This is a genomic window from Microbacterium sp. CGR1 (assembly GCF_051062835.1).
Lineage (GTDB): Bacteria > Actinomycetota > Actinomycetes > Actinomycetales > Microbacteriaceae > Microbacterium.
Window position 1 is genome coordinate 1,402,369 of record NZ_JAOTPG010000001.1, and the last position, 21,807, is coordinate 1,424,175.

The 21,807-nt window shown below is 69.2% G+C and carries 24 protein-coding genes and 1 pseudogene; 6 read left to right on the forward strand and 19 right to left on the reverse strand.

Annotation, left to right across the window (positions count from 1 at the left end; genetic code table 11):
- Positions 1-9: 9 nt before the first annotated feature.
- Positions 10-954 carry a quinone oxidoreductase family protein gene (locus OD997_RS06850; RefSeq protein ID WP_434330935.1) on the forward strand — a complete coding sequence of 315 codons (945 nt, stop codon included), beginning with the start codon at positions 10-12 and terminating at the stop codon, positions 952-954.
- A 5-nt stretch (positions 955-959) separates the two neighbouring features.
- Here the strand turns inward: OD997_RS06850 and OD997_RS06855 are convergent, their stop codons facing one another.
- The 15 genes and pseudogenes from OD997_RS06855 to OD997_RS06925 form a co-directional block, all read right to left on the reverse strand.
- Positions 960-1,244, reverse strand: coding sequence for a WXG100 family type VII secretion target (locus OD997_RS06855; RefSeq protein WP_434330936.1), 285 nt, complete (start codon positions 1,242-1,244; stop codon positions 960-962).
- An 82-nt stretch (positions 1,245-1,326) separates the two neighbouring features.
- Entirely contained in the window at positions 1,327-1,479 is a 153-nt protein-coding gene (locus tag OD997_RS06860) for a hypothetical protein (RefSeq protein ID WP_434330938.1), read from the reverse strand.
- Positions 1,476-1,943, reverse strand: a complete 468-nt coding sequence (locus tag OD997_RS06865; protein WP_434330939.1) for a hypothetical protein — start codon at positions 1,941-1,943, stop codon at positions 1,476-1,478. Before OD997_RS06865 ends, OD997_RS06860 begins: the two co-directional genes overlap by 4 nt.
- Before the next feature lie 50 nt (positions 1,944-1,993).
- Entirely contained in the window at positions 1,994-2,479 is a 486-nt protein-coding gene (locus OD997_RS06870) for a hypothetical protein (protein WP_434330940.1), read from the reverse strand.
- On the reverse strand, positions 2,476-3,174 hold the full coding sequence (locus tag OD997_RS06875; RefSeq protein WP_434332388.1) for a hypothetical protein: 699 nt from the start codon (positions 3,172-3,174) through the stop codon (positions 2,476-2,478). The genes OD997_RS06870 and OD997_RS06875 overlap by 4 nt, the downstream gene beginning before the upstream one ends.
- A 118-nt stretch (positions 3,175-3,292) precedes the next feature.
- Positions 3,293-3,760, reverse strand: a pseudogene (locus OD997_RS06880) (putative T7SS-secreted protein); the annotation flags it as partial.
- A complete protein-coding gene (locus tag OD997_RS06885; RefSeq protein WP_434330941.1) occupies positions 3,760-4,062 on the reverse strand; it encodes a hypothetical protein in 303 nt (100 codons plus the stop codon). The gene OD997_RS06885 and the pseudogene OD997_RS06880, both read right to left, overlap by 1 nt.
- 128 nt (positions 4,063-4,190) lie before the next feature.
- Positions 4,191-4,787 carry an alkylhydroperoxidase domain protein gene (locus OD997_RS06890; RefSeq protein WP_434330942.1) on the reverse strand — a complete coding sequence of 199 codons (597 nt, stop codon included), beginning with the start codon at positions 4,785-4,787 and terminating at the stop codon, positions 4,191-4,193.
- Positions 4,784-5,404, reverse strand: a complete 621-nt coding sequence (locus OD997_RS06895) for a CMD domain protein (protein WP_434330943.1) — start codon at positions 5,402-5,404, stop codon at positions 4,784-4,786. Before OD997_RS06895 ends, OD997_RS06890 begins: the two co-directional genes overlap by 4 nt.
- Positions 5,401-6,420, reverse strand: a complete 1,020-nt coding sequence (locus OD997_RS06900; protein WP_434330944.1) for a putative FMN-dependent luciferase-like monooxygenase — start codon at positions 6,418-6,420, stop codon at positions 5,401-5,403. The genes OD997_RS06895 and OD997_RS06900 overlap by 4 nt, the downstream gene beginning before the upstream one ends.
- On the reverse strand, positions 6,417-8,045 hold the full coding sequence (locus tag OD997_RS06905; RefSeq protein ID WP_434330945.1) for a dipeptide ABC transporter ATP-binding protein: 1,629 nt from the start codon (positions 8,043-8,045) through the stop codon (positions 6,417-6,419). Before OD997_RS06905 ends, OD997_RS06900 begins: the two co-directional genes overlap by 4 nt.
- On the reverse strand, positions 8,042-8,935 hold the full coding sequence (locus OD997_RS06910; RefSeq protein WP_434330946.1) for an ABC transporter permease: 894 nt from the start codon (positions 8,933-8,935) through the stop codon (positions 8,042-8,044). Before OD997_RS06910 ends, OD997_RS06905 begins: the two co-directional genes overlap by 4 nt.
- Positions 8,932-9,879 (reverse strand): ABC transporter permease, encoded by a 948-nt coding sequence (locus OD997_RS06915; protein ID WP_434330948.1) that lies wholly within the window; start codon positions 9,877-9,879, stop codon positions 8,932-8,934. Before OD997_RS06915 ends, OD997_RS06910 begins: the two co-directional genes overlap by 4 nt.
- 22 nt (positions 9,880-9,901) lie before the next feature.
- Positions 9,902-11,536, reverse strand: coding sequence for a TIGR04028 family ABC transporter substrate-binding protein (locus OD997_RS06920; RefSeq protein WP_434330949.1), 1,635 nt, complete (start codon positions 11,534-11,536; stop codon positions 9,902-9,904).
- A 167-nt stretch (positions 11,537-11,703) separates the two neighbouring features.
- Positions 11,704-13,116, reverse strand: a complete 1,413-nt coding sequence (locus OD997_RS06925; protein ID WP_434330950.1) for an NtaA/DmoA family FMN-dependent monooxygenase — start codon at positions 13,114-13,116, stop codon at positions 11,704-11,706.
- Positions 13,117-13,236: 120 nt separating this feature from the next.
- Between OD997_RS06925 and OD997_RS06930 the strand changes: the two genes are divergently transcribed.
- The 5 genes from OD997_RS06930 to OD997_RS06950 are packed head-to-tail and all read left to right on the forward strand — an operon-like array spanning position 13,237 to position 18,298.
- A complete protein-coding gene (locus OD997_RS06930) occupies positions 13,237-13,929 on the forward strand; it encodes an alpha/beta hydrolase (RefSeq protein ID WP_434330951.1) in 693 nt (230 codons plus the stop codon).
- The gene (locus tag OD997_RS06935) at positions 13,926-15,218 is read left to right on the forward strand and encodes an O-acetylhomoserine aminocarboxypropyltransferase/cysteine synthase family protein (RefSeq protein ID WP_434330952.1); all 1,293 of its coding nucleotides are present in this window, start codon (positions 13,926-13,928) and stop codon (positions 15,216-15,218) included. Before OD997_RS06930 ends, OD997_RS06935 begins: the two co-directional genes overlap by 4 nt.
- Positions 15,219-15,232: 14 nt before the next feature.
- Entirely contained in the window at positions 15,233-16,288 is a 1,056-nt protein-coding gene (locus OD997_RS06940; protein WP_434330953.1) for an LLM class flavin-dependent oxidoreductase, read from the forward strand.
- A gap of 38 nt (positions 16,289-16,326) precedes the next feature.
- On the forward strand, positions 16,327-17,322 hold the full coding sequence (locus OD997_RS06945) for a Gfo/Idh/MocA family protein (protein WP_434330954.1): 996 nt from the start codon (positions 16,327-16,329) through the stop codon (positions 17,320-17,322).
- Positions 17,315-18,298, forward strand: coding sequence for an NYN domain-containing protein (locus OD997_RS06950; RefSeq protein ID WP_434330955.1), 984 nt, complete (start codon positions 17,315-17,317; stop codon positions 18,296-18,298). Before OD997_RS06945 ends, OD997_RS06950 begins: the two co-directional genes overlap by 8 nt.
- 20 nt (positions 18,299-18,318) lie before the next feature.
- Here the strand turns inward: OD997_RS06950 and OD997_RS06955 are convergent, their stop codons facing one another.
- From OD997_RS06955 to OD997_RS06970, 4 genes are all read right to left on the reverse strand, one after another.
- The gene (locus tag OD997_RS06955) at positions 18,319-18,612 is read right to left on the reverse strand and encodes a Dabb family protein (RefSeq protein WP_434330956.1); all 294 of its coding nucleotides are present in this window, start codon (positions 18,610-18,612) and stop codon (positions 18,319-18,321) included.
- Positions 18,609-19,634: a sugar phosphate isomerase/epimerase family protein gene (locus OD997_RS06960; RefSeq protein WP_434330957.1), complete on the reverse strand. Its 1,026-nt coding sequence runs from the start codon at positions 19,632-19,634 to the stop codon at positions 18,609-18,611. Before OD997_RS06960 ends, OD997_RS06955 begins: the two co-directional genes overlap by 4 nt.
- Before the next feature lie 28 nt (positions 19,635-19,662).
- Positions 19,663-20,514: a sugar phosphate isomerase/epimerase family protein gene (locus OD997_RS06965; protein WP_434330958.1), complete on the reverse strand. Its 852-nt coding sequence runs from the start codon at positions 20,512-20,514 to the stop codon at positions 19,663-19,665.
- A gap of 83 nt (positions 20,515-20,597) precedes the next feature.
- A complete protein-coding gene (locus OD997_RS06970) occupies positions 20,598-21,806 on the reverse strand; it encodes a substrate-binding domain-containing protein (RefSeq protein WP_259162013.1) in 1,209 nt (402 codons plus the stop codon).
- Position 21,807: the final 1 nt, after the last annotated feature.

Genomic DNA, 21,807 nt, shown 5'->3' on the forward strand with positions numbered 1-21,807 from the left:
CCTGAAGGCATGGCTCGCGCGATCGTCTACACAGAGTTCGGTTCCCCTGACGTGCTGCATCTGATCGAGACCCCCGATCCGATCGCCCTGAGCGGCGAGGCGGTGGTGCGCATCGAAGCCGCAGGGGTCAACCCGATCGATGCCAAGCTCCGCGGGGCCAAGCGCCCGTCGCCGCCCATCACCGAACCGCGCGGCGTGGGCTTCGACGGCGCCGGCGTGATCGAGTCTCTCGGCGACGACGTCGACGCCTTCGCGGTGGGCGACCGCGTGGCGATCCGCGACACCCTCGGCACGTACTCGAGTCTGCTCGCCGTGGCGGTCGAGAAGCTCGTCGCGCTCCCTGATGCGGTCACCGCAGCGGAGGGCGCCGGCATCGGCATCCCCGCGGGGACGGCGTACCAGGCGCTCCGCTCGCTCGGCGTCACGAGGGGCGACGTGGTGCTCGTGCACGGCGGCTCCGGATCGGTCGGGCAGGCGGCCGTGCAGTTCGCCGTCGCCTGGGGCGCCACTGTGATCGCGACAGCCAGCCCCGCCCGGCACGATCAGCTGCGTGAACTCGGTGCGATCCCGGTCGCCTACGGCGAAGGGTTGCTCGAGCGCGTGCGCGAGGCTGCCCCGGAGGGCGTGACCGTCGCGCTCGACTGTGCAGGCACCGACGAGGCCATCGAGACGTCGCTCGCACTCGTCGCCGACCGCGAACGCATCGCGACGATCGTGCGCGGACCCGACGCCGCATCGTTCGGCATCCGCGCGTTCTCCGGAGGCTCCCCCGTGCCGCTGACCGAGCAGGAGCTCGCCTGGCGCGCCGAGGCCCTCGCGGCGACCGTCGACCTGCTCGCCGCCGGTGACTTCACGATCGAGCTCGGTCCCGAGCTTCCCCTCGCCGAAGCGGCGCAGGCCCACGAACTCGTGGAGTCCGGTGCCGCCTCGGGCAAGATCGTCCTGATCCCGTAGAGGCGTCAGGACCAGACGCCTGCCGCAGTGGATGCTGTGGCCAGCGATATCGAGTTCGCCGTGATCAGTCGGCGCGTGGCTTCGGCGAGCAGGCCGTTCATGGTCTCGATCGCAGCGGACCACTCCTGTTGTGCGAGGTCGTAGGCACGCTGTGCCTCCCCGTCCCACGCGGCCTCCAGCCGTTCGATCTCGGAATCGAGGGTGTCGAGTTCGTGCTCGAAAGCTCTCACTGCGAGTGCGAGCTGCGCGACCGTCTCCACGACCGCGTCGTGGCGGACCGAGACCTTCATCGCAGCTCAGAGAGGTCCCGTGCGAGAGTTCTGTGATCTGTCACGGCATGATCTCCACTTCCACTCGAGTGATGACGATCGCTTACCCATTGAGTTCCCCATGCGCGGGTGTGCCGGCGTTGACCCCCTCGTCGAATTGCCTCTCGAAGCTCTCCGGGCTGCAGTAGTCGTCGACCGCGGGACCGAAGAGGATCACGATGCCGGTATAGGTGTTCGGGCCGTCGCCGTTCTTCACCAGTCCCGAGTACGTGCGTCCGGCACTGTCTGGCATCGTAACTCCGAGAGTTCCTGTGCGAGGTCAAGTTCGCGCAGCACGTAGGACTGCGCGACGCTGTCCGTCAGGTAGTACGTGTAGAAGATCGCCGCGGCCTCGTCGGCGGTGAAGACTTCGTTCGAGAACACGCGTACCGCACGGTCATGGCTGATGGGGATGAGAGTGGTAGTGCCATCAGTAGGTTCCGAACGTCCCACCGCATACAGGTGGCTCTCACCATCGGGGCCAGGCAGTCGCACCTCCACGGTCACCCCCTCATCCGAACCCGCGGCCTGCATGAATGAGTCAGTCGCAGAGTCGCGGAACCCGACAATGCTCGTCGGATCAGCGCCGCGCCAGATGGAGTAGGTGTATCTCTCTTCTGAGCCAAGGAGGTCGAGCATGCGGCGCAGTTGATCGAGAATCGGCCGGTAGTCGTCCGTCAACCACCCTGTCTGACCGCTGGATGTCGCCTGAGCGAATGGACCGTAGAGCGTCATCGTTCCTCCGAGAGTTCGTGCGAGAGATCCAGTTCGCGCAGCACATAGGGCTGCGAGACGGAATCCGTGAGGTAGTAGGTGTAGAAGATGACCGCGGCCTCATCGGCGGTGAACACCTCGTTCGAGAACACTCGCACCGCGCGGTCATCACTGATGGGGAGGAGAGTGGTCGCGCCGTCAGCAGGATCGGGCCTGCCGACGGTGTAGAGGTGAGTCTCACCTTCAGGGCCCGGGAGCCGCACCTCCACGGTCATCGCGTCGGCGGAGCCTGCGGCCTGCATGAATGAATCGCTGGCCTGGTCTCCGAAACCGACGATGCTTGTGGGGTCGTCTCCGCGCCAGACGATGTACGTGTGCTTCTCCTCACCGTCCAAGCTTCCGAGCATCAGACGAAGGTGTTCCGCGGCCGTTCGAAAGGCCTCATCGATCCATCCGTCCTGGCCGCGAGGTGTTCTCTCGGCGAACGGTCCGTAGGAGGTCATGGTTCCTTCCTCACGATCACCCGCGTGATCGCTATGTCATTGCCGTCGAGCCTTCCAGTCGCGGACGTGCCGCCGTTGACCAATTCGTCGAACTGCCTCTGTGTGCTTCCTGGGCGGAAGTATTCGTCGTAGGCAGACCCCGATTTGATCTCGACTGCAGTGTAGGTCCCGTCGGAGTTCTCAACGAGGCCGTCGTAATACCGACCGTTTTGCGGCGAATTGTCGAAGTCCACTCTGACCTTGGTTCTGATCACATCGACATGGCGCTCATCCGCGAACTTGTCGAGACCGATCCTTTCTTTATCCACCCACAGCGGACTGTTCTGCCCCTTGGCGAAATGGCCGAGGTAGTCACGGCCGTCACCGCGATCCAGACCCCTGATCCGATCACCACCCGCGTGGTTCTCGGTGAGCCACCGTCCCGCGGCATCGCCCATAATCGTCGCGCCTGCGCCGGCGACTCCCACTCCGGCGACGGCGAGTGCGGGAGCCCCTGCCAGCGCACCGACACCGGTGATGGTGATAGCCCCACCTCCGGCTGCAACGGCGGCACCGCCGAGGAACGTGGCAGCGCCGCCGAGGAGCTCGAGGATGATGTCGGGGTGCTCCCACAGCGTCTGCGCCGAGATCGCGAGCATGTCCATCGTCGCCTGGAACGGCTGGACGACGGCGAGGGTGAAGATCGCCTCGGTCATCGCGTGCTGGGTCTGCGTCGCGGCTTCCGCGTCGGTCAGCGGCATCCGTGCCGCATCCGCGGCCTCGTCCAACCGGATCGCGCAGTCCCGCGTACACCTCGAGAGTCATCCGCGCGTTGAACAGGACTTCACGCGCCTCGTCGTGCGCCGGACCTGACGGATCGATGAAGGGCACGTCCGCATCGGGATGCCGCAGTCCTTGGCCGACGCGCAGTTCGCGCACGTGCGCACGGTGGGCGGTCAGCGCCGCCGCCGCCTGCTGCTCCGCCTCGTTCCAGAGCGTGATCGCACGGTCGGCTTCGTCCTGCGCCCACTGCACTGCGTCGGCCCACGTGAACAGTGCGCTCGCTCCGGCACGGAGCCACTCCCCCGCGCGCTTCCAGTGCAGCAGCTGGCGCTCGAACCGTTCGAGGTATGCGTCGTAGGCGGCGCCCTTCCACGTGCCGTCGTCATCCAACGTGGCGAGGTCATCGCGCACCCGCGTCGCTTCTGTGCCACGCGCCTTCCACGCTTCCGCGGCTGCCCGGACGTCGGACACGGACCCCGGCACGAGGTCGGTCGGCGACTGGGTCTGCCCCAGCTCCATCAGTCGGCCCAGATCATCGCGTCGACTTCGGCCTTCGCCGCATCGGTGCCCTCGTCGAAGACCCGTGCGGTCGTTCGCAACCTGTCGGCGAAGTCGTCGGTGTCGGTCACGCGGGCGGACAGCCCGTCGGACCACGCAGTGCAGAAACGTGCCGCTGCTGCGACCACCCACTCGTAGCCGGCGTCACCGAGCTTCGTCACCTCACGCGAGGTCAACTCTCCGACGACACGAATGGCCTTCGACGACATCGCCCTCAACACGTCGGTGTCGACGTCGTACGAAGTTCCGCCCCCAGATGCCATGCGTCGACGTTAGCAATCTATACGTCGTCATATGAGGACGCTAGGCAGAATGCCGATACTCTCGCCAAAGCGATCAGCCCCCTCCGGCCTCGACGGCGGGAGGGGGCTGACGCAGAACTCGTCCGGGTCTAGGCGGGCGCGACCGGGCGCCCGATCGAGAGCATCAGACGGTTCGCCCAGTTGAAGAACGCCGCGCCGTGGATGACGTCGGCCACTTCGAGGTCGTCGAGCCCCGCTGCGCGCAGATGCGCGATCTCGTCGGGGCCGAAGGCGCTCGGGGTGTCGGTCAGGGCGACGGAGGCGGCCACCACCGCGTTCCACCGCTCACCGAGGTCGGCGTCCACGCCCTCGTCGAGCAGGAGATCGACGTCGTCGACGCGCTTGCTGTGGTGCGCCGCGAAGCGCGAGTGCACCGAGGCACAGAACACGCAGCCGTTGCGACGCGAGGCCGCCGTCGCCGAGAGCTCGCGCTCGGCACGCGGAAGCCCCTCCTTGGCGTTGTAGAAGATGTCCTTGTCGACGAGCGTGCGCGCCTTGAGCACCTCGGGGTCGCGCGCCAGCAGCCGGAAGTAGTCGTTCTTCGCACGGGCGGCGTCGACGAGTCCGTCGTAATGGCGCTCGGTCAGATCCTCCTCGGCGAGAGGGGGAAGATGAGGCGTCCAGCCGACCTCGGCGCGGGTGAAGGCCTCGGGGTGCGGTGCGTCATCATGCAGAAGCTCGGTCATGCTGCTTCCTCCTGGGAGTCGGATGCCGCGGCGATGCCGGCGGCCGCGAGAACCCTCAGTCCGGTGATGACTCGCTGCTGGAACGCGAGGAACGAGACGAGCTGCGAGAGGGTGACGATGCCGTCGGCCGACCATCCCGCATCCACCAGCCGCTGGATGTCCGCGGCCGCGGATTCGCGCGGCCGGAACACAAGCAGGTGCGTGTGCGCGAGGGCCGCGGCGAGCCGCTCCCCGAGCACCTCTGCGACCTCGGGCGACGGCGTGTAGCGCTCGCCCTCGGTGTTCTCGTCCTGCAGGCCCGCCTCGGTGTACGAGCCGAAGGGTCCCGTCACCGCGGCGTCCGTGGCCTCGGCGATCACGACGGTCGCGCGCTGCGGATCCGCCGCCAGGGCCCGGTCGGCGTAGAACGTGCCCGTCGCGTCGGTGTCGCCGGCGAGACGCGTGGCGAACGCGGCGACCAGCTCACGCTCGGCCTGTGACACCTCCGTCGTCGACACCGGCGCGAAGAGAGCGTCGAAGCTCGCCTGGAGCTGCTCCCTGGTGACGGGGCGGCGCCGGCGCAGAGCATCCAGCTCGGGCGTCACCCCTACGATCTGATCGACGATGTCGGTGGTCATGCCTTCTCCTTGATGGTGTCGGTGAGGGTGTAGCCGAGGGCCGGGGCGACCTGCTCGGCGAAGAGCTCGATCGAGCGCAGCACGTGCTCGTGCGGTGCGTCGACGGAGTGCACCTGGAACGCCACCTCGGTGGCCCTCGCCAGGGTGGCGTCGGCGGCGAGCGACTCGGCGACCTCCTCGGGGGTGCCGAGATGGGTGTCGAGCGCGACGATCAGCTCGTCGAGGTCGTCGCCGGGGATCGTCTGCCCCTGGCGTCGGAAGCCCTCGGCGGCGCGACGCAGTCCGACCTCCGCGAAGCGCAGGGCCTCGGCGCGGTCGTCCGCGACGAACACCGTGCGCGAGGCCGTCACGCGAGGGGCGACACCGTCGGGCAGCGCCGCGAGGTAGGCGTCGATGATCGGATCCTGCAGCGCCGAGAGTGGCGCATGCAGCGCGTCCGTCGACCGCGGCTGGGTGCGGGAGAGCAGCAGGCCGTGACCGTGGATGCCTGCCCGGTGGCCGCCCGGTGCCGAGAACGTCGCCTGCCAGATGCGGTCTGCGAGCGTGCCGGCATCCGGATAGAGGGTGTTCTCGGCGCCGATGTCATGCCCCGAGAGGGCGTCGAGCAGCAGGCGGAGCTTGCGGTCGTAGGTCGGCGCCTTGTCGCGCACGTCCTCGCCGAACGGGACGAACGACGACGGCGTCCCTCCGCTTCCCAGGCCCAGGTCGAGGCGCCCGCCGGCGAGAAGGTCGGCGACGATGGCATCCTCGGCGACGCGCACCGCATCCTCGAGCGGCAGCGTGATCACGCCGGTGCCGAGGCGGATGCGCGACGTCTGCGCCGCGACATGGGCGAGGAAGACGAGCGGCGACGGGAGCCCGCCCTCCGCCGCACGGAAGTGGTGCTGGGCGACCCAGGCGCGGCCGACGCCGTATCGCTCGGCGTGCCGGATCTGCTCGGCGGCCAGCGCGTACCGCTCGGCAGGGGCCGCGTCGTCGAGCAGGCGCGTGAAGAAGGCGATCGTGGGGGCGGTCATACGGGCTGCTCCGTTCGTCCGGGGACGGCTGCGAGCAGCTCCCTGGTGTATTCGTGCTGCGGGGCGTGGAAGAGCTCCTCGGTGTTGCCCTCCTCGACGATGCGACCGCGGCGCATGACCGAGACCGTGTGGCTGATCCGGCGTACGACCGCCAGATCGTGCGAGATGAACAGGTAGGTCAGACCGAGCTCGGCCTGCAGCGAGGTGAGCAGTTCGAGGATGCGCGCCTGCACCGTCACATCGAGGGCCGAGACCGCCTCGTCGAGAACGACGATCTCGGGGTCGATCGCCAGCGCCCTGGCGATCGCCACGCGCTGGCGCTGACCGCCCGAGAGCTCGCGAGGAGTGCGCGTGGCGACGTCGCTCGGCAATGACACCCGGTCGAGCAGCGCGAGCGCCCGGTCCTTGCGCTCCGCACGCGAGCCGACACCGAAGTTCTGCAGCGGCTCGGAGATGATGTCGACGATCTGCTGCCGCGGGTCCAGAGATGCGAACGGGTTCTGGTAGACGAGCTGGATGCGGCGGCGCAGCGCCCGCAGCCTCTGACCCGACAGCACGGTCACGTCTTCGCCGTCGATCTCGATGGCACCGGCATCCGGCTGGTGGAACCGCGTGATCAGACGCGCCGTGGTGGTCTTGCCCGACCCGGACTCCCCCACCAGCGCGTGCGTCGTACCGCGGCGCACCCGGAACGAGACGTCGTCGACCGCGCGGAAGCGCTCACGACCGGCGACCCTGAACTCCTTGACGAGCCCGGTGGCGGTGATCGCGAACGGGTTCTCGGCGGCCACTGCCGCCGCGTCCCGCAGGAAGGGCGGAGCCTCGGGCCGGCGGAACCCCGTGATGAACGCCGGGGCATCGGCGAGCAGCTGCTTCGTGTAGGCGTCGGACGGCGCCGCGAGCACGGTCTCGCTCTCGCCCTGCTCGACGATGCGTCCGTCCTTGAGCACGACCAGGCGCTGGGCGCGGTCCGCGGCAACGCCGAGGTCGTGGGTGACCAGCAGGATGCTCGTCCCCTCGTCGCGGCGCAGCTCGTCGAGCAGGTCGAGCACCTTGCGCTGCACCGTGACGTCCAGCGCACTGGTCGGCTCGTCGGCGATCAGCAGCCGGGGTCGCAGCGCGATCGCCGACGCGATGAGCACCCGTTGCCGCATGCCGCCGGAGAGCTCGTGCGGATACTGGCGCACGCGCAGGTCGGGGTCGTCGATGCCGACGCGATCGAGCAGCTCGATCACCCGCGCCCGACGCGCACGACGGTCGCGGTGCCCGTGCAGCTTCAGCACTTCTTCGACCTGCGCGCCGATCGGGCGCACGGGGTCGAGGGACGTCACCGGGTCCTGCGGCACGAGACCGATCTCGGGCCCGCGGATGCTCCGCAGCGAGCGATCCGTCCACCCCGAGATGTCGAGGTCGCCGAGGCGCACGGTGCCGCCCTCGACCCGACCGCCGGCGGGCAGCAGGCCGAGCAGCGCATGCGCGGTCGTGGACTTGCCCGACCCGGACTCCCCCACCAGCGCCAGGGCCTCGCCCTCGGCGATCTCGAACGAGACGCCGTGCACGACCTCGCGCTGACCGGCGCGGGTGGCGTATGAGACCTTGAGGTCATCGACGGCGAGAACGGTCATCGCGAGTTCCTTCCGATGCGGTGCGAGATGCGGTTGGCACTGAGCACGACCGCGACCACGACGAGGCCGGGCAGAGCGGTCAGCCACCAGGCGGTGGCGGTGTAGTTGCGGCCCTCCGCGATGAGCAGCCCCCATTCGGGCGTGGGGGGCGGTGCACCGTAGCCGAGGAATCCGAGCGTCGAGATCGCGAGGATCGCGGTGCCGAACTGCAGCGCCGCGAGTGCGACGATCGGCGTGAGCGAGTTGGGGAGCACGTGGCGCCGCAGGACGGTGAAGAACGTCCCTCCGCTGCCGTACGCCGCCTCGACGTACTCGCTGCGCCGCACGCGTGCGACCTCCGACCTCATCAGACGAGCGAAGGCGGCGACGCTGCCGAGGCCCACCGCGATCGCCGCGTTCACGGTTCCGAACCCGAGCAGGATGATGACCGACAGCGACAGCAGCAGACCGGGGATCGCGAGCAGCACGTCGACCACGCGCATCAGGATGTCGTCGACGACGCCGCCGAGGGCTCCGGCGATCGCGCCGAGAAGCGTCCCGAGTGCGAGCCCGACCGTGACGGCGATGAGGGCACCCGAGAGCGAGTGCACCGCGCCGTGGACGACGCGCCCGAACAGATCGCGGCCGAGGGTGTCGGTGCCGAACCAGTGCGCCGCGCTCGGGGGCAGCAGCTTGTCGGCGGGGGTTCCGGTGAGCGGGTCGCCTGGTGCGAAGACACCGGGGATCAGCGCCCAGAGCACGGCGAGCGACACCACGACGATCGCGAGGTAGAGACCCCAGGGCCGGGATCGCAGAACGCGGGCCCTCTTTCTCGGGACGGATGCCGTGGCATCCTGCTCCGGGGGCTCGACGGCGGGGTCGGTCGATGCGGCGATGGCGGCGACGGTCATGCCGAGACTCCTGCCTTCGAGAGGGCGCGCTGGCGGGGATCGATCAGCGGGGTGACGAGGTCGACGGCGAAGCTGATGAGCACGAAGCCGAGGGCCGACAGCAGCACGACGCCCTGCAGCACGGGGATGTCCTGGTTCGACACCGCCTGCTCGGTGAGCCGGCCGATGCCGGTGCGACCGAAAACGGTCTCGGTGACGACCGCGCCGCCGACCAGCTCTCCGAAGAGCACACCGGCGATCGTGAGGGTGGGCAGTGCGGCGTTGCGCGCGACCGAGCGGGTGAGGACCCACGACGGCGGTGCGCCCTTGGCCCGGACGACCGTGATGAAGTGCTGCGCCTGCACCTGATCGATCGCCCGCACCAGCACCTGCGCGAGCGGGGCCGAGATGGGCACGGCCAGAGTGAGCACGGGGAGGATGAGCCCCGCGACGGGGTCGGCGCCGACGATCGGCACCCACCCGAGACCGAACGAGAAGACCTGGATCAGCAGGATGCCGAGCCAGAAGACCGGCACTGCGACGAACAGGCCGGGCACCTGGCGGATGCCGTTGCGCAGCCACGCGAACGGTGCGAGAGAGGAGAGTCCTGCGACGAGCACCGCGATCAGCAGCGCCACGACGAGTCCGAGCGACGCGAGCAGCAGCGTCGACGGCAGCGCCTCGGCGAGCATGGTCAGCACCGGCGTGCCGAACTGCGTCGAGTATCCGAAGTCACCCGCCGCGAAGCCCAGCCCCGCGTGCACGTACTGCTGCCACCAGGGCAGGTCGGTGCCGTAGGTGGCGCGGATCCCGTCGAGCTGCTCCGGCGACAGCCCGAGGCTGGGGTCGGAGAACTTGATCAGGATCGCATCGCCCGGCAGCAGCTGCAGCAGGAAGAAGGTGGCCGTGAAGGCCGCGATCAGAACGATCGCGGCCTGCCCGGCTCGTCGGAGGACGAAGCTCATCGATGCACCGTGTCAGTCGGGCTCAGTGCTCGGCGAGCCAGACGCCCGAGAAGGTGGGGCGACCGACCGACTCGAAGTCCACACCGTGCACGTAGGTGGCGGCACCGTAGACCTGCGGCTCCTCGAACAGCGGGATGACGTACGCCTGCTCGGCGATGTAGTCCTGCACGGCCTGCGAGGCCTCGACCCGCTTCTCGGTGTCGGGCTCCGAGGCCACGGCCTCGAGCAGGGCGTCGAGTTCGGCATCGTTCGAGATCAGCGCGTCGCGGTTCTTCGTGTAGTACTGGCTCTTGATCACGTCGAAGTCCGCGCGTCCGACCATCGAGTGGTAGAAGCCGGTCTTGAGCGGATCGCGGGTGTCCGCCGCGTACGAGCCGGCGTCGGCGGGCTTCACCGTGAGCTCGACGCCCACCTTGGCGAGCTGCTGGGCGACGAGCTCGAGGGTCTGCTTCGAGAGCGGCTGAGGGGCGGCCTCGTAGACGGTGATCGACAGGCGCTCGCCGTCCTTCTCGCGGATGCCGTCGGAACCGGGCTCCCAGCCCGCCTCGTCGAGCAGCTTCTCGGCCTTGTCGGGGTCGTAGGCGTAGTGCTCCGACTCGTCCTTGTAGCCGAGGGCCTCCTGCGACAGCACCGACGTCGCGACGGGGTAGTTCTCGGTGAACAGGGTGTCGACGACCTCCTGCGCATCTACGGCGGCGACGAGCGCCTGGCGGACCCGGATGTCGGTGAGCAGCGGGTTCTCTGGGCGCAGCGAGATGGAGTTGTTCACTCCGCGGGTCTGCGGCGCGTAGAGCGTGAAGCCGGAGCTCTCGACGCGGTCCTCGTCGAAGGCCTGGACGTAGCGCACGTAGTCGGCTTGACCTGCGAGCAGCGAGCCGATGCGCACGGAGTCCTCGGGGGTCACGAGCACGTGCACGGCATCGAGGTACGGACGACCCTGGTTCTCGGCGCTCTCCGGCGCCCAGGCGTAGTCCTCGCGGGCCGTCAGCGTGAACTCGGTGCCGAGCTTCTCGTCGGTGACGGTGAAGGGCCCCGCACCGATGATGGCCTCGGCGTTGCCGGCGCCGAAGTCCTCGATCGTGCCGTCGAGGGTCTCGGGCGAGAGGAGTCCCGAGTTGATCGTCGACGTCGCCTGCAGGAAGCCGGGGGCGGGAGCCGAGAAGCGGAAAGTGACGGTGTCCTCGTCGACGACCTCGCTGGCGGCGTAGTTGTTGATCGCCTCCGAGACGGTCAGGCCGCGCTCGGCGTCGCCGAGACCGTAGGTGTCGAAGTTCTTCGCGACAGCGGCGGCATCCACGGGCGTGCCGTCCGAGAACGTGACGTCCGGCTTCAGGGTGAAGGTGTACTCGGTGGCGTCGTCGTTCACGGTCCAGTCGGAGGCGATCCACGGCTCGATCTCGAGTGTGTCGGGGTTCTGCCAGGTGAGGCGGGCGGTGATGTTGTTGACCACGCCGCCGTTCGGGTAGAAGCCCGCCTGCGGCGGGTAGAGGTTCGTGAACGTCTGGTGCTCCAGGTACGTCAGCGTGCCCCCGGTGATGGGGTCGCCGGCTGCGGCCGAGGTGTCGGACGGCGCGGGGGACGATGCGCAGGCGGCGAGGCCCGCCGCGAGGACGAGCGGAAGCGCGACGGCTGCTGCGCGGATGAGACGGCGGGTCATGCGGGTCCTCCTGAGAAGGGATGCTGTGGTTCGTGGTGTGCGGGTGAAGGTCACGCTAGGGACTCTGCGACGCCTGTCGCGAATGGAGTCGTCATGCGCGGACGTGACCTGTCACGAGGCGTCATGACCGGTCACCCGGCGCAACGCGGCGTAACGGATGCGACGGTTCAGAGTGCGGCGAGGGATGATGCGGCGCCGTCGCGGACTCCGACCCCGAGCCGGTCGCGGAGCGTGGGTCGGGCACCGTCATCGGCGCGGCCGAGGAGTCCCCGGCGACGGAGCTCGGGAGCGGCGAGCCGGGTGAAGGCCTCGAACTGCGCCGGCTGGAACGCCGAGAGCACGTTGAATCCGTCGGCCGCGCCCTCGTCTCGCCAGGTCTCGAAATGGTCGGCGATCGTCGAGGCATCGCCCACGACGAAGGCGGCGGGCACGGCGTGCGCCGCGACCAGATGGCGCCAGGTCAGCTCGCCGCTGCCGCCTCGCCCCTCGACGCGCACACCGGCGATCCTGTCGAGCCTGTCGAGCAGTGCCGCGCCGGCATCACCCAGCCGGGATGCGTCGTCTGCGGACACGGCCTGATCGAAGTCGGCCGTGCGCAGCGGATCGTCCGCCGCCACCCCGAGCGCATCGGCGAGCGCCGTGACCGAGCGGTTCGGCGGGAACGCGGTGCGCGCGGGCTGATGCCCCTCCGCGAGAGGCACGAGGGCGAGCAGTCGCTCGACGATGCGGTGCGCCTCGGCGTCGGAGTCCGCGACGACGGGCAGCACCGGGGCGATGACCTTCAGCGCCTCCGGCGAGCGCCCCGCGGCGGCCGCGATGTCGCGCAGGTCGCGACGGGTGGCGATCGCATCCGCGATGTTCGGGGCGGCGATCAGTGCCAGGTCGGCCTCGAGGGCTGCGAGAGCCCGCGAACGCGGGGAGGTGCCCGCGTGCACGATCGGGATCTGCCCCTGCGGCGGGCGCGCCACGTTCAACGGGCCGGAGACCCGCACATGCTCGCCCTGCAGGTCGGCGCTGCGGAGCCCGTCGGGGTCGATCAGCACGCCGCGCTCGGCATCCGCGATCCAGGCGTCCTCGCCCCACGAGTCCCAGAGGCGGCGCAGCGCCGTGACGAACTCCTCGGCGCGGTCGTACCGGGTCTCGTTGTCGGCGTGCGCATCGCGGCCGTGGTTGCCCGCCGCACGCGGCTCGGCGCCCGTGACGAGGTTCACGCCGGCGCGGCCCCGGGTGAGCACGTCGAGCGAGGCGAGCGAGCGCGCGGTCGCGTACGGGTCTGCATAGGTCGTGTTCACGGTGGCGATGAGTCCGATGCGCGAGGTGACGCCCGCGAGGAAGAGCACCGCGCTCACCGGATCGATGCGAGCCAGCAGATACGGGTCGCGGAACTCCAGGTCCGGTCCCGTCGCCAGCCAGTCTCCGAAGAACAGGTAGTCGAGCCCCGCATCCTCGCCCTCGCGCGCGATGCGGCGGAGGATGTCGGCATCCGACGAGGGGTCGCGGTGCGCGCCCTGTTGCCGCCAGCCGGACGGGTACGCGCCGAGGGTGCGCACCATGGCGCCGATGATGAGGGGTTCGGTCATGCCCCCGAAAGTATGAGCGCCCGGATCCGACCGCCAACAGCCGGGGAAGCGCAGCGAAACGGGGCGCAACACGGCGACACATCGTCGGTGAGTGTCGGCGGCCGATCGGAGGATGGGGGCATGACCACGACCTCCTCCCCCGCGCTCTGGACGCCTCCCGCCCGCGTTCGCGGCACGCTGGCCCTCGTCACCGGACGCGGCGAGCGCGCAGGCGTGTACGAGCGCTTCGGCCGCCGTCTGAGCTCGGACGGCTACACCGTCGCCGTCTTCGAAGAGGATGCCGATGCCGCGAGCGCCTGGCTCTCGGAGGCGACCGACACCCCGCGGGTGCTCGTCGGGTCGGATGCCGGAGCATCCGCGGTGCTGCGCCTCATCGCGCAGGGCGTCTCCGTCGACGCGGCGGTCGTGGCCGGCACTCTGGTGGATGCCGAGCTCGACCTTCCGTCCCCCGAGGAGCGCACGGCGTGCCCGCTGCATCTGGGCGTGCTGGCCGCCGAGGCCGCATCCGTCGACGTCGCTCCGGCCGAGCCTCTCCCGGCAGCCGCCGACCTCGCGGCGATCGAGGTCCCCGTGCTCGCCGTGCACGGCGGCGCCGACACCGTCTCTCCGCTGACCCAGGTGATCGACGCGCTGCGCGCCGTTCCCGACCTCGAGATCGTCGAGACCGTCGGCGGACTGCACGATGCGCTCAACGACCAGTCGCATCGCAGCGTCGCGGCGGCGCTCGTGCAGTGGCTCGAACGTCTGCGGGGCGGCGACGTGCACGCCGCGATCGTCCGCACGCATGAGACGGCGGCGGTGGCGACCGCATGACCGAGTTCTCGACGCGGCAGATCCAGGCGGGGTACACCCCGGGGACTCCGCAGAACAGCGCCGTCCCGCCGATCTATCAGACGGCCGCCTACGAGTTCGCCTCGCTCGCCGACGCCGCCGACCTGTTCGCGCTGCGCACCGCCGGCAACCTGTACAGCCGCAACGCGAGTCCGACCCAGCAGATCCTCGAAGAGCGCATCGCCGCCCTCGAGGGCGGGGTGTCCGCGGTGGCCGTGGCGTCAGGGCAGGCGGCGGTCGCCGTGACCCTGCTCGCGCTCGTGGGCCGCGGTGGTCACATCGTCGCCGCCTCGCAGCTGTACGGAGGCACGGTCGATCTGCTGCAGGAGACCTTCGACGACTTCGGCATCCCGGTGACCTTCGTCGATCAGGACGACCCCGATGCCTGGCGCGCGGCGATCCGCTCTGAGACGCGCGTGCTGTTCGCCGAGTCGATCGCGAACCCGATCGCCCAGGTCCTCGACATCCGCGCCGTCGCCGACATCGCGCACGAGGCCGGTGTGCCCCTCGTGATCGATAACACCGTCGGCACCCCGTACCTGGTGCGGCCGGGTGAGCACGGCGCGGACTTCGTCGTGCACTCCGCGACCAAGTTCCTCAGCGGTCACGGCACGTCTCTCGGCGGTGTGGTCGTCGACCAGGGCACCTTCGACTTCGGCCGCGAGCCCGCACGCTGGCCGCACTTCACCGAGCCCTACGCACGCGTCGGGGACTTCACCCTGTGGGAGCGCTTCGGCAGCGGTCAGGCGTTCGCGGCGCTCGTGAAGTCCAAGTACGTGCACGATCTCGGTCCCTCGCTCTCGCCGTTCAACGCCTGGCAGATCCTGCAGGGCGTCGAGACCCTCGATCTGCGGGTCGCGCGGCAGACCGCCACGGCGCTCGCGCTCGCGGAGCACCTGCAGCGGCATCCGGCCGTCGCGACCGTGCACCACCCCGGGCTCGAGGGCAACCGCTGGCATCCGCTCGCCCAGCGCTATCTGCCGCGAGGAGGGCCCTCGGTCTTCTCGTTCGACCTCGCCGTCCCGCTCGATGCCGAGACCCAGGGCAGTGTCGCTCGTGTGATCGACTCACTCCGGGTCATCCGTCTCGTGGCGAACATCGGCGACGCACGCAGCCTCGTGAACCACCCGGCATCCATGACGCATTCGCACCTCACCGCAGAGCAGCGGGCAGCCGCAGGCATCTCGCTCACGACGATCCGGCTGTCGGCGGGGCTCGAAGACCCGGCCGATCTCATCGCCGACCTCGACCACGCGCTCGCGCTGGTCTGACAGAAGGGGCCATCATGGCAATCGATCTCGGCTACTGGACCCCCGTCTACGGCGGATTCCTGCGCAACGTCACCGACGAAGGCCGGATGGCTGCCACGTGGGGGTACATCCGCGAGGTGTCGGCGAAGGCCGACCGCCTGGGATTCCACACCACCCTCGTGCCGGAGCTCTACCTCAACGACCGCAAGGGCACGGACGCACCGAGCCTCGAGGCCTGGTCGCTGTCGGCGGCCATCCTCGCCGTCACCGAGCGCCTGCGCGTCATGACCGCCGTGCGCCCCGGCTTCCATCTGCCCGCCGTGCTCGCGAAGACCGTCGGGACCCTTGATCAGATCGCCCCGGGTCGCGTCTCCCTCAACGTCGTCGCCGCCTGGTGGGCCGAGGAGGCCCGACAGTTCGGCGGGCAGTTCACGACCCATGACGAGCGCTACGTGCAGGCCGAGGAGTTCGTGACGGTGTTGAACGGCCTGTGGGAGAAGACTCCGTACTCGTTCGAGGGGTCGCACTACTCCCTCGACGGGACGATCGTCGAGCCGAAGCCCTCGAGTCATCCCGTGATCTTCGCGGGCGGAGAGAGCGAGGCGGGGCGCGAGTCGATCGCCGGCTTCGCCGACGCCTACGTCATGCACGGCGGCACTCTCGACGAGGTCCGCGCCAACGTGACCGATATGAACGCGCGTTCCGAGCGGCTGCACGGCCGCCCGATCGCCGAGTTCGGGATGCCGGCGTACGTGATCGTCCGAGACACCGAGGCCGAGGCGCAGCGCGAGCTCGACCGCATCACCACGGTCGATCCCGATTCCCCCGGCTACGCGTCGTTCGAGGAATTCCAGCGCAACTCGAAGCTGTCGCTCGAGCTCACCCGTCGCGAGTACTCGGTCGGCACCAGGGGCCTGCGCCCGAACCTCGTCGGCACGGCAGAGCAGGTGGCCGAGCGCATCCACGACTACGCGGATGCCGGGATCACCCTGCTGTTGATCCAGGCGTCACCACTCGACGAGGAGCTCGAGCGGATCGCCGAGCAGGTCTTCCCGCTCGTACCGCAGCGCACGCTCGCGGCTCTCGCCTGATCGTCCCGGCTGTCGGCCGCACCCTCTACGCTGAGACCATGACTGGTCTTCGTTGGGGAATCCTCGCAACCGGCGGCATCGCCGGCGCGTTCGCATCCGATCTGCGCACCGCCGGGCTCGATCTCGTCGCCGTCGGCTCCCGCTCGCAGGAATCCGCCGACGCGTTCGCGGCCCGCTTCGACATCGCGCACGCGCACCCGTCGTATGACGCTCTCGTCGCCGACCCCGACGTCGACATCATCTACGTCTCGACGCCGCATCCGATGCACCACGAGGGCGCGCGCCTGGCTCTCGAGGCCGGCAAGCACGTCCTGGTCGAGAAGGCCTTCACGCTCAACAGAGGCGAGGCCGAAGACCTGCAGCGCCTGGCAGCCGAACGAGGGCTCCTCGCGATGGAGGCGATGTGGACGCGGTATCTGCCGCACATGGTCCGCATCCGCGAGATCATCGCCGCCGGCACGCTCGGCGAGATCCGTGCGGTGAGCGCCGACCACACGCAGCTCCTGCCCACCGACCCCGCGCACCGCCTGAACGCGCTCGAGCTCGGCGGCGGGGCCCTTCTCGACCTCGGGATCTACCCGATCTCGTTCGTGTGGGACATCCTCGGCGCCCCCACCGGCATCCAGTCGGTCGCCCGCCTGATCGAGACCGGTGCGGATGCCGAGGTCGCGACGATCATGACGCACGAGGGGGGCGCGATCTCGACCACCCTGTCGTCGTCGAGGGCGGCCGGCCCGAACGCCGCGAGCATCATCGGCACGAAGGCGCGCATCGACATCGACCAGGTCTGGTACGCCCCGACGACCTTCCGCGTCGTGCTGCCCGACGGCACGATCGCCGAGGAGTACGCCTCCGACGTGGCGGGTCGCGGCATGGAGTACCAGGCGCATGCCGCCGAGCGACTCGTGCGTGACGGGCTGCTCGAGGGCGACATCCTGCCGATCGCCGAGAGCGTCGCCATCATGGGCACCCTCGACGAGATCCGCGCCCAGATCGGTGTGCGGTACCCGGGCGAAGGAGACACCAATGGCTGAGGCACACGACGCGCGCGTCGCCGTCTATCTCGACTTCGACAACATCGTCATCTCCTGGTACGACCGGGTGCACGGACGCAACGCCTACGGCAAAGACCGTCAGCGCATCACCGAGAACCCCTCCGACCCCGAGGTCACCGAGCGGCTGGCCCGCGCGATGATCGAGGTCGGCGCGATCATCGACTACGCCGCCTCGTTCGGCACGCTCGTGCTCACGCGCGCCTACGCCGACTGGTCGTCTCCGGTGAACGCGGTGTACCGATCGCAGCTCGTCGCGCGTGCGGTCGACCTCGTGCAGCTGTTCCCCGCGGCGGCCTATGCGAAGAACGGTGCCGACATCCGTCTGGCCGTCGACGCCGTCGAGGACATGTTCCGGCTTCCCGATCTCACGCACGTCGTGATCGTCGCCGGAGACAGCGACTACGTGCCGCTCGCGCAGCGCTGCAAGCGCCTGGGCCGTTATGTGATCGGCGTCGGCGTCGCCGGTTCCACCGCCAAGTCGCTGGCCGCCGCGTGCGACGAGTTCGAAGCCTACGACTCGCTTCCGGGCGTCGTGCGGCCGACCAAGGCCACCGCTCCCGCCGCCGCCCCCGCGGCCGTGGAGATCGCCGAGACGGTCGCCGAACCGGAGCCCGCAGTGAAGGCCAAGTCCAGGCAGCCCGCCAAGACCACCAAGGCGAAGGCCGCAGCTCAGGCGCCGGCGAAGGTCGACGAGCAGGGCGACGGCACCGAACAGGGCGAGGCGACCGAGCTGCTGCAGCGGGCACTGCGACTCGGCCACGACAAGACCGATGCCGACGAGTGGCTGCACAGCTCTGCCGTGAAGACCCACATGCGACGCATGGATCCGTCGTTCAGCGAGAAGGCTCTCGGCTACCGGTCGTTCTCCGACTTCCTGAAGTCGCGCGAGAACATCGCCGAGCTCGAGGAGACCGGACACGAACGCCTGGTGAAGCTGCGCGATTCGGCCTCCTGACCGAGGTCAGGGCTCTCCGCTCACGCCTCGAAGTCGTACTCCTGGAACGCCGCTACCTCGGGCACCCATCGCTCGGACACGAACGCGGTGTGCGCCGGATGGTCGTTGTACGCCCGGTAGGCGTCGGTGTCCCGGAAAACCATCGAGAACTGGTGCTCGAGGTCGCTCTTCGGGCTCACCTGCCTGCGGATCGTGAAGTCCTCGACCCCGGGAATCGAGGTGAGCACCGCCCGGCCGGTGGCGAGGAACTCGCGTTCCTCCGCCGAGCCGGCCTCGTGGATCAGACGAAAGACGACGGTGTGCTGGATGGTCATGGGGCGGCTCCGGTCTCCTGGTTGCTGAAGGCGGCATCGAAGGATGCCGTGGGCAGCGGCCACAGCAGCGACCGCACGTAGTGGAGGGCCTCGGATGCGCCGTGCAGCCGATCCATGCCGGCATCCTCCCATTCGATCGAGATGGGACCGTCGTAGCGGATCGCCTCGAGGGCGCGGAATGCATCCTCCCACGGCACATCACCGTGACCTGTCGAGACGAAGTCCCATCCGCGGCGCGGGTCGCCCCACGGCAGATGCGAGCCGAGCACCCCGGCACGGCCGTTGTGCGGGCGCATCCGGGTGTCCTTGCAGTCGACGTGGTAGATCCGGTCGGCGAAGTCGACTATGAACCCGACCGGATCGATGTTCTGCCACATCATGTGCGACGGGTCCCAGTTGAAGCCGAACGCCTTCCGGTGATCGATCGCTTCCAGCGCACGCACCGATGACCAGTAGTCGTAGGCGATCTCACCCGGATGCACCTCGTGGGCGAAGCGCACACCCTCGCCGTCGAACACGTCGAGGATCGGGTTCCAGCGAGCGGCGAAGTCCTCGAAGCCGCCCTCGATGACCGATGCCGGCACGGGCGGGAACATCGCCACATAGGGCCAGATCGATGAACCGGTGAACCCGACGACCGTGTCGATGCCGAGCTTGCGCGCCACCCGCGCGGCGCGCGTCATGTCGTCGGCCGCCCGCTGCCGCACGCCCTCGGCATCTCCGTCGCCCCACACGTAGTCGCGCAGGATCGCCTGATGACGGAAGTCGATCGGCGCATCGCAGACGGCTTGACCGGCGAGGTGGTTGGAGATCGCGAAGATCTTCAGCCCGTGCCTGTCGAGGATCTCGAGTCGGGAGGCGGCGTAGGCGTCGTCCTCGTCGGCCCGCCGCAGATCGAGATGATCGCCCGAGGCCGCGACCTCGAGGCCGTCGTACCCCCATTCGGCCGCGAGCCGGGCCACCTCCTCGAACGGCAGGTCGGCCCACTGGCCGGTGAACAGCGTGACGGGGTGGGTGCTCATGGACGCTCCTTCGTATCGCGTGACGGTGTCAGGCGCCGAGCGCCCTGAGCGCGTGGATGCTGCGGCGGGCGAGTTCGTCCTGGCTCGGTGCGAGAGGACGCCAGACGGATGCGGCGACCGCGATCGTCGCGTTATCGCCGGTGAAGCTCTCGAGTCCGAGCGGTCCGCGGTACCCCGCATCGTCGAGTGCCCGCAGCAGCTCGGGCCAGTCGGTGTGATCGTCTCCGACCGCTCCGCGATCGCTGCCGCACACCTGGACGTGAGCGATCGACGACCCGGCGGCCCGGACGGCGTCGGCGGGCCTCTTCTCCTCGATGTTGAGGTGGTACGTGTCGAGCGCGAGACCGACACCCGCACCGAGCAGCGGCTCGAGCGCATCCAGGCTCTGCTCCACGGTGTTCAGAACGCTGGTCTCATACCGGTTGAGCGGCTCGATCGCCAGCGCGATGCCCCTGGATGCGGCCTCCTCAGCCGGGGGGCGGAGGTTCTCGCGCAACTCGTGCACGATCTCCGCACGCTCCTCCGCCGTCATCCGCCAGGTCACGCCGGTCGGAGCGTAGAAGGGGCCTGCGACGACATCGGACCCGAGTGTGACCGCCGCGTCGAGACACGATCGCAGGTAGTCCTGTGTGGCGGTCACGTCGCCCGCTCTCGAGAGCAACGACCTGCCGGGACCCATCGCTCCGACGACGATCGCGCCGAGGCCGAGCCCGTCGAGAACCTCGCGCGTGCGCCCTGGGTCCCAGTCGCCGATGCTCTCGAGCGGCAGCTCCAGCGCCTGATAGCCCATCTCGGCGGCCTTCCGCGCGAGCGGCTCGAGCGTCGCATCGGTGAGTGGAGACGTCCACACCCACGTGTTGACGGCGATCGTGCGAGGCATCCTGCTCCTTCGGGGATGACGCGTGTGCTCCCACCCTCCCATCCGCAGGTGGGCGGAGGGAAGGGTGGGAGCGTCACTGCGGGTTACGGGATCTGACGTTCCTGCCAGACCGTCGGGTAACCGGGAAGGTTCTCCCCGCCGAACTTGGCGTAGTGCCCGTCGGGCATCCCGTCATTCGCCTCGAGGTAGTCGTCGAGCTCCGCCTCGGTGATCGGCTTCTGCGGCAGCACCCACTCCTTCGGCACCTCTTCACCCGCGAAGACCATCTGCGCGGCGAGCAGAGGCGTGCGCCACTGGAAGTTCGAGTACACCGGCGCGAGACCCGTGAGACCCGTCTCCTTCCACTTGCGCAGGAAGCTCATCTCGTCCTCGCCGGTCATCACCGGGTAGTCGGCACCGGCATCCTCGAATGCCTCGATCGCCGCGACCGCACCGTCACCGGCATCCATCCAGATGCCCTGCACGTCGCCCTTGGCGAGCTCGTCGCTGATGATGCTCTTGATCTCGGCGGGGTCGGCACCCGTGAAGTAGTCCACGGCCTCGATCCCCGCCTCGTCGAAGAGCTTCTCGGCGGCAGCCCACCGATGCTCGAGCACGTCGACACCCGGGAGGATGCGCAGGGCCACGACCTTGTCGCCCTCTTCGAGGTTGTCGATGAGGAACTCGGCCGTGTCGATGCCCCACGCGAATCCACCGATCGGGTGGATGAACGTGACGGGGCAGTCGGTGTTCACGCCGCGGTCGAACACGATGACCGGTTTGCCGGTCTCGCAGGCCCGCTCGACCGCCGGAGTCATCGCCGCCGTGCTGTTCGGCGAGATGAGGAAGACGTCGCAGCCGCCCTCCGCGATGAAGTAGTCGATGTCGGCGATCTGCGTGTCATCGGAGTCCTGCGCGTCGCGGGTCTCCATCTCGCTGATCGCTCCGGCCTCCTGCAGCGACTTGAGCTGCTCGTTCATCGTGATCCAGCCGGTCTGGCGCCACGGGTTCGAGATCGACGCGTTCGCGAAGCAGGCCTTCTTGGCCCCCTCGCTCGCGAACTCGGACGTGTCGACCATCTCGGCGTTGATGTGCTGGAGGTACGGCTCATCGGCCGGGCCCTGCGGCTCGACGCCGCGCTCCTCCATCTGCTTGTCGAAGAGCTCCTGGTCGAACCATTCGGTGGTCTCGGCCGATTCATCCGGACTGTCGGATTCGGCCGGCGCCACGGACGGGTCTGTCGTACACCCGGCGAGCGCGATGAGGCCGAAGAGAGCCACCCCTGCGGTGGCGATCCTCATTGATCGTCGCATT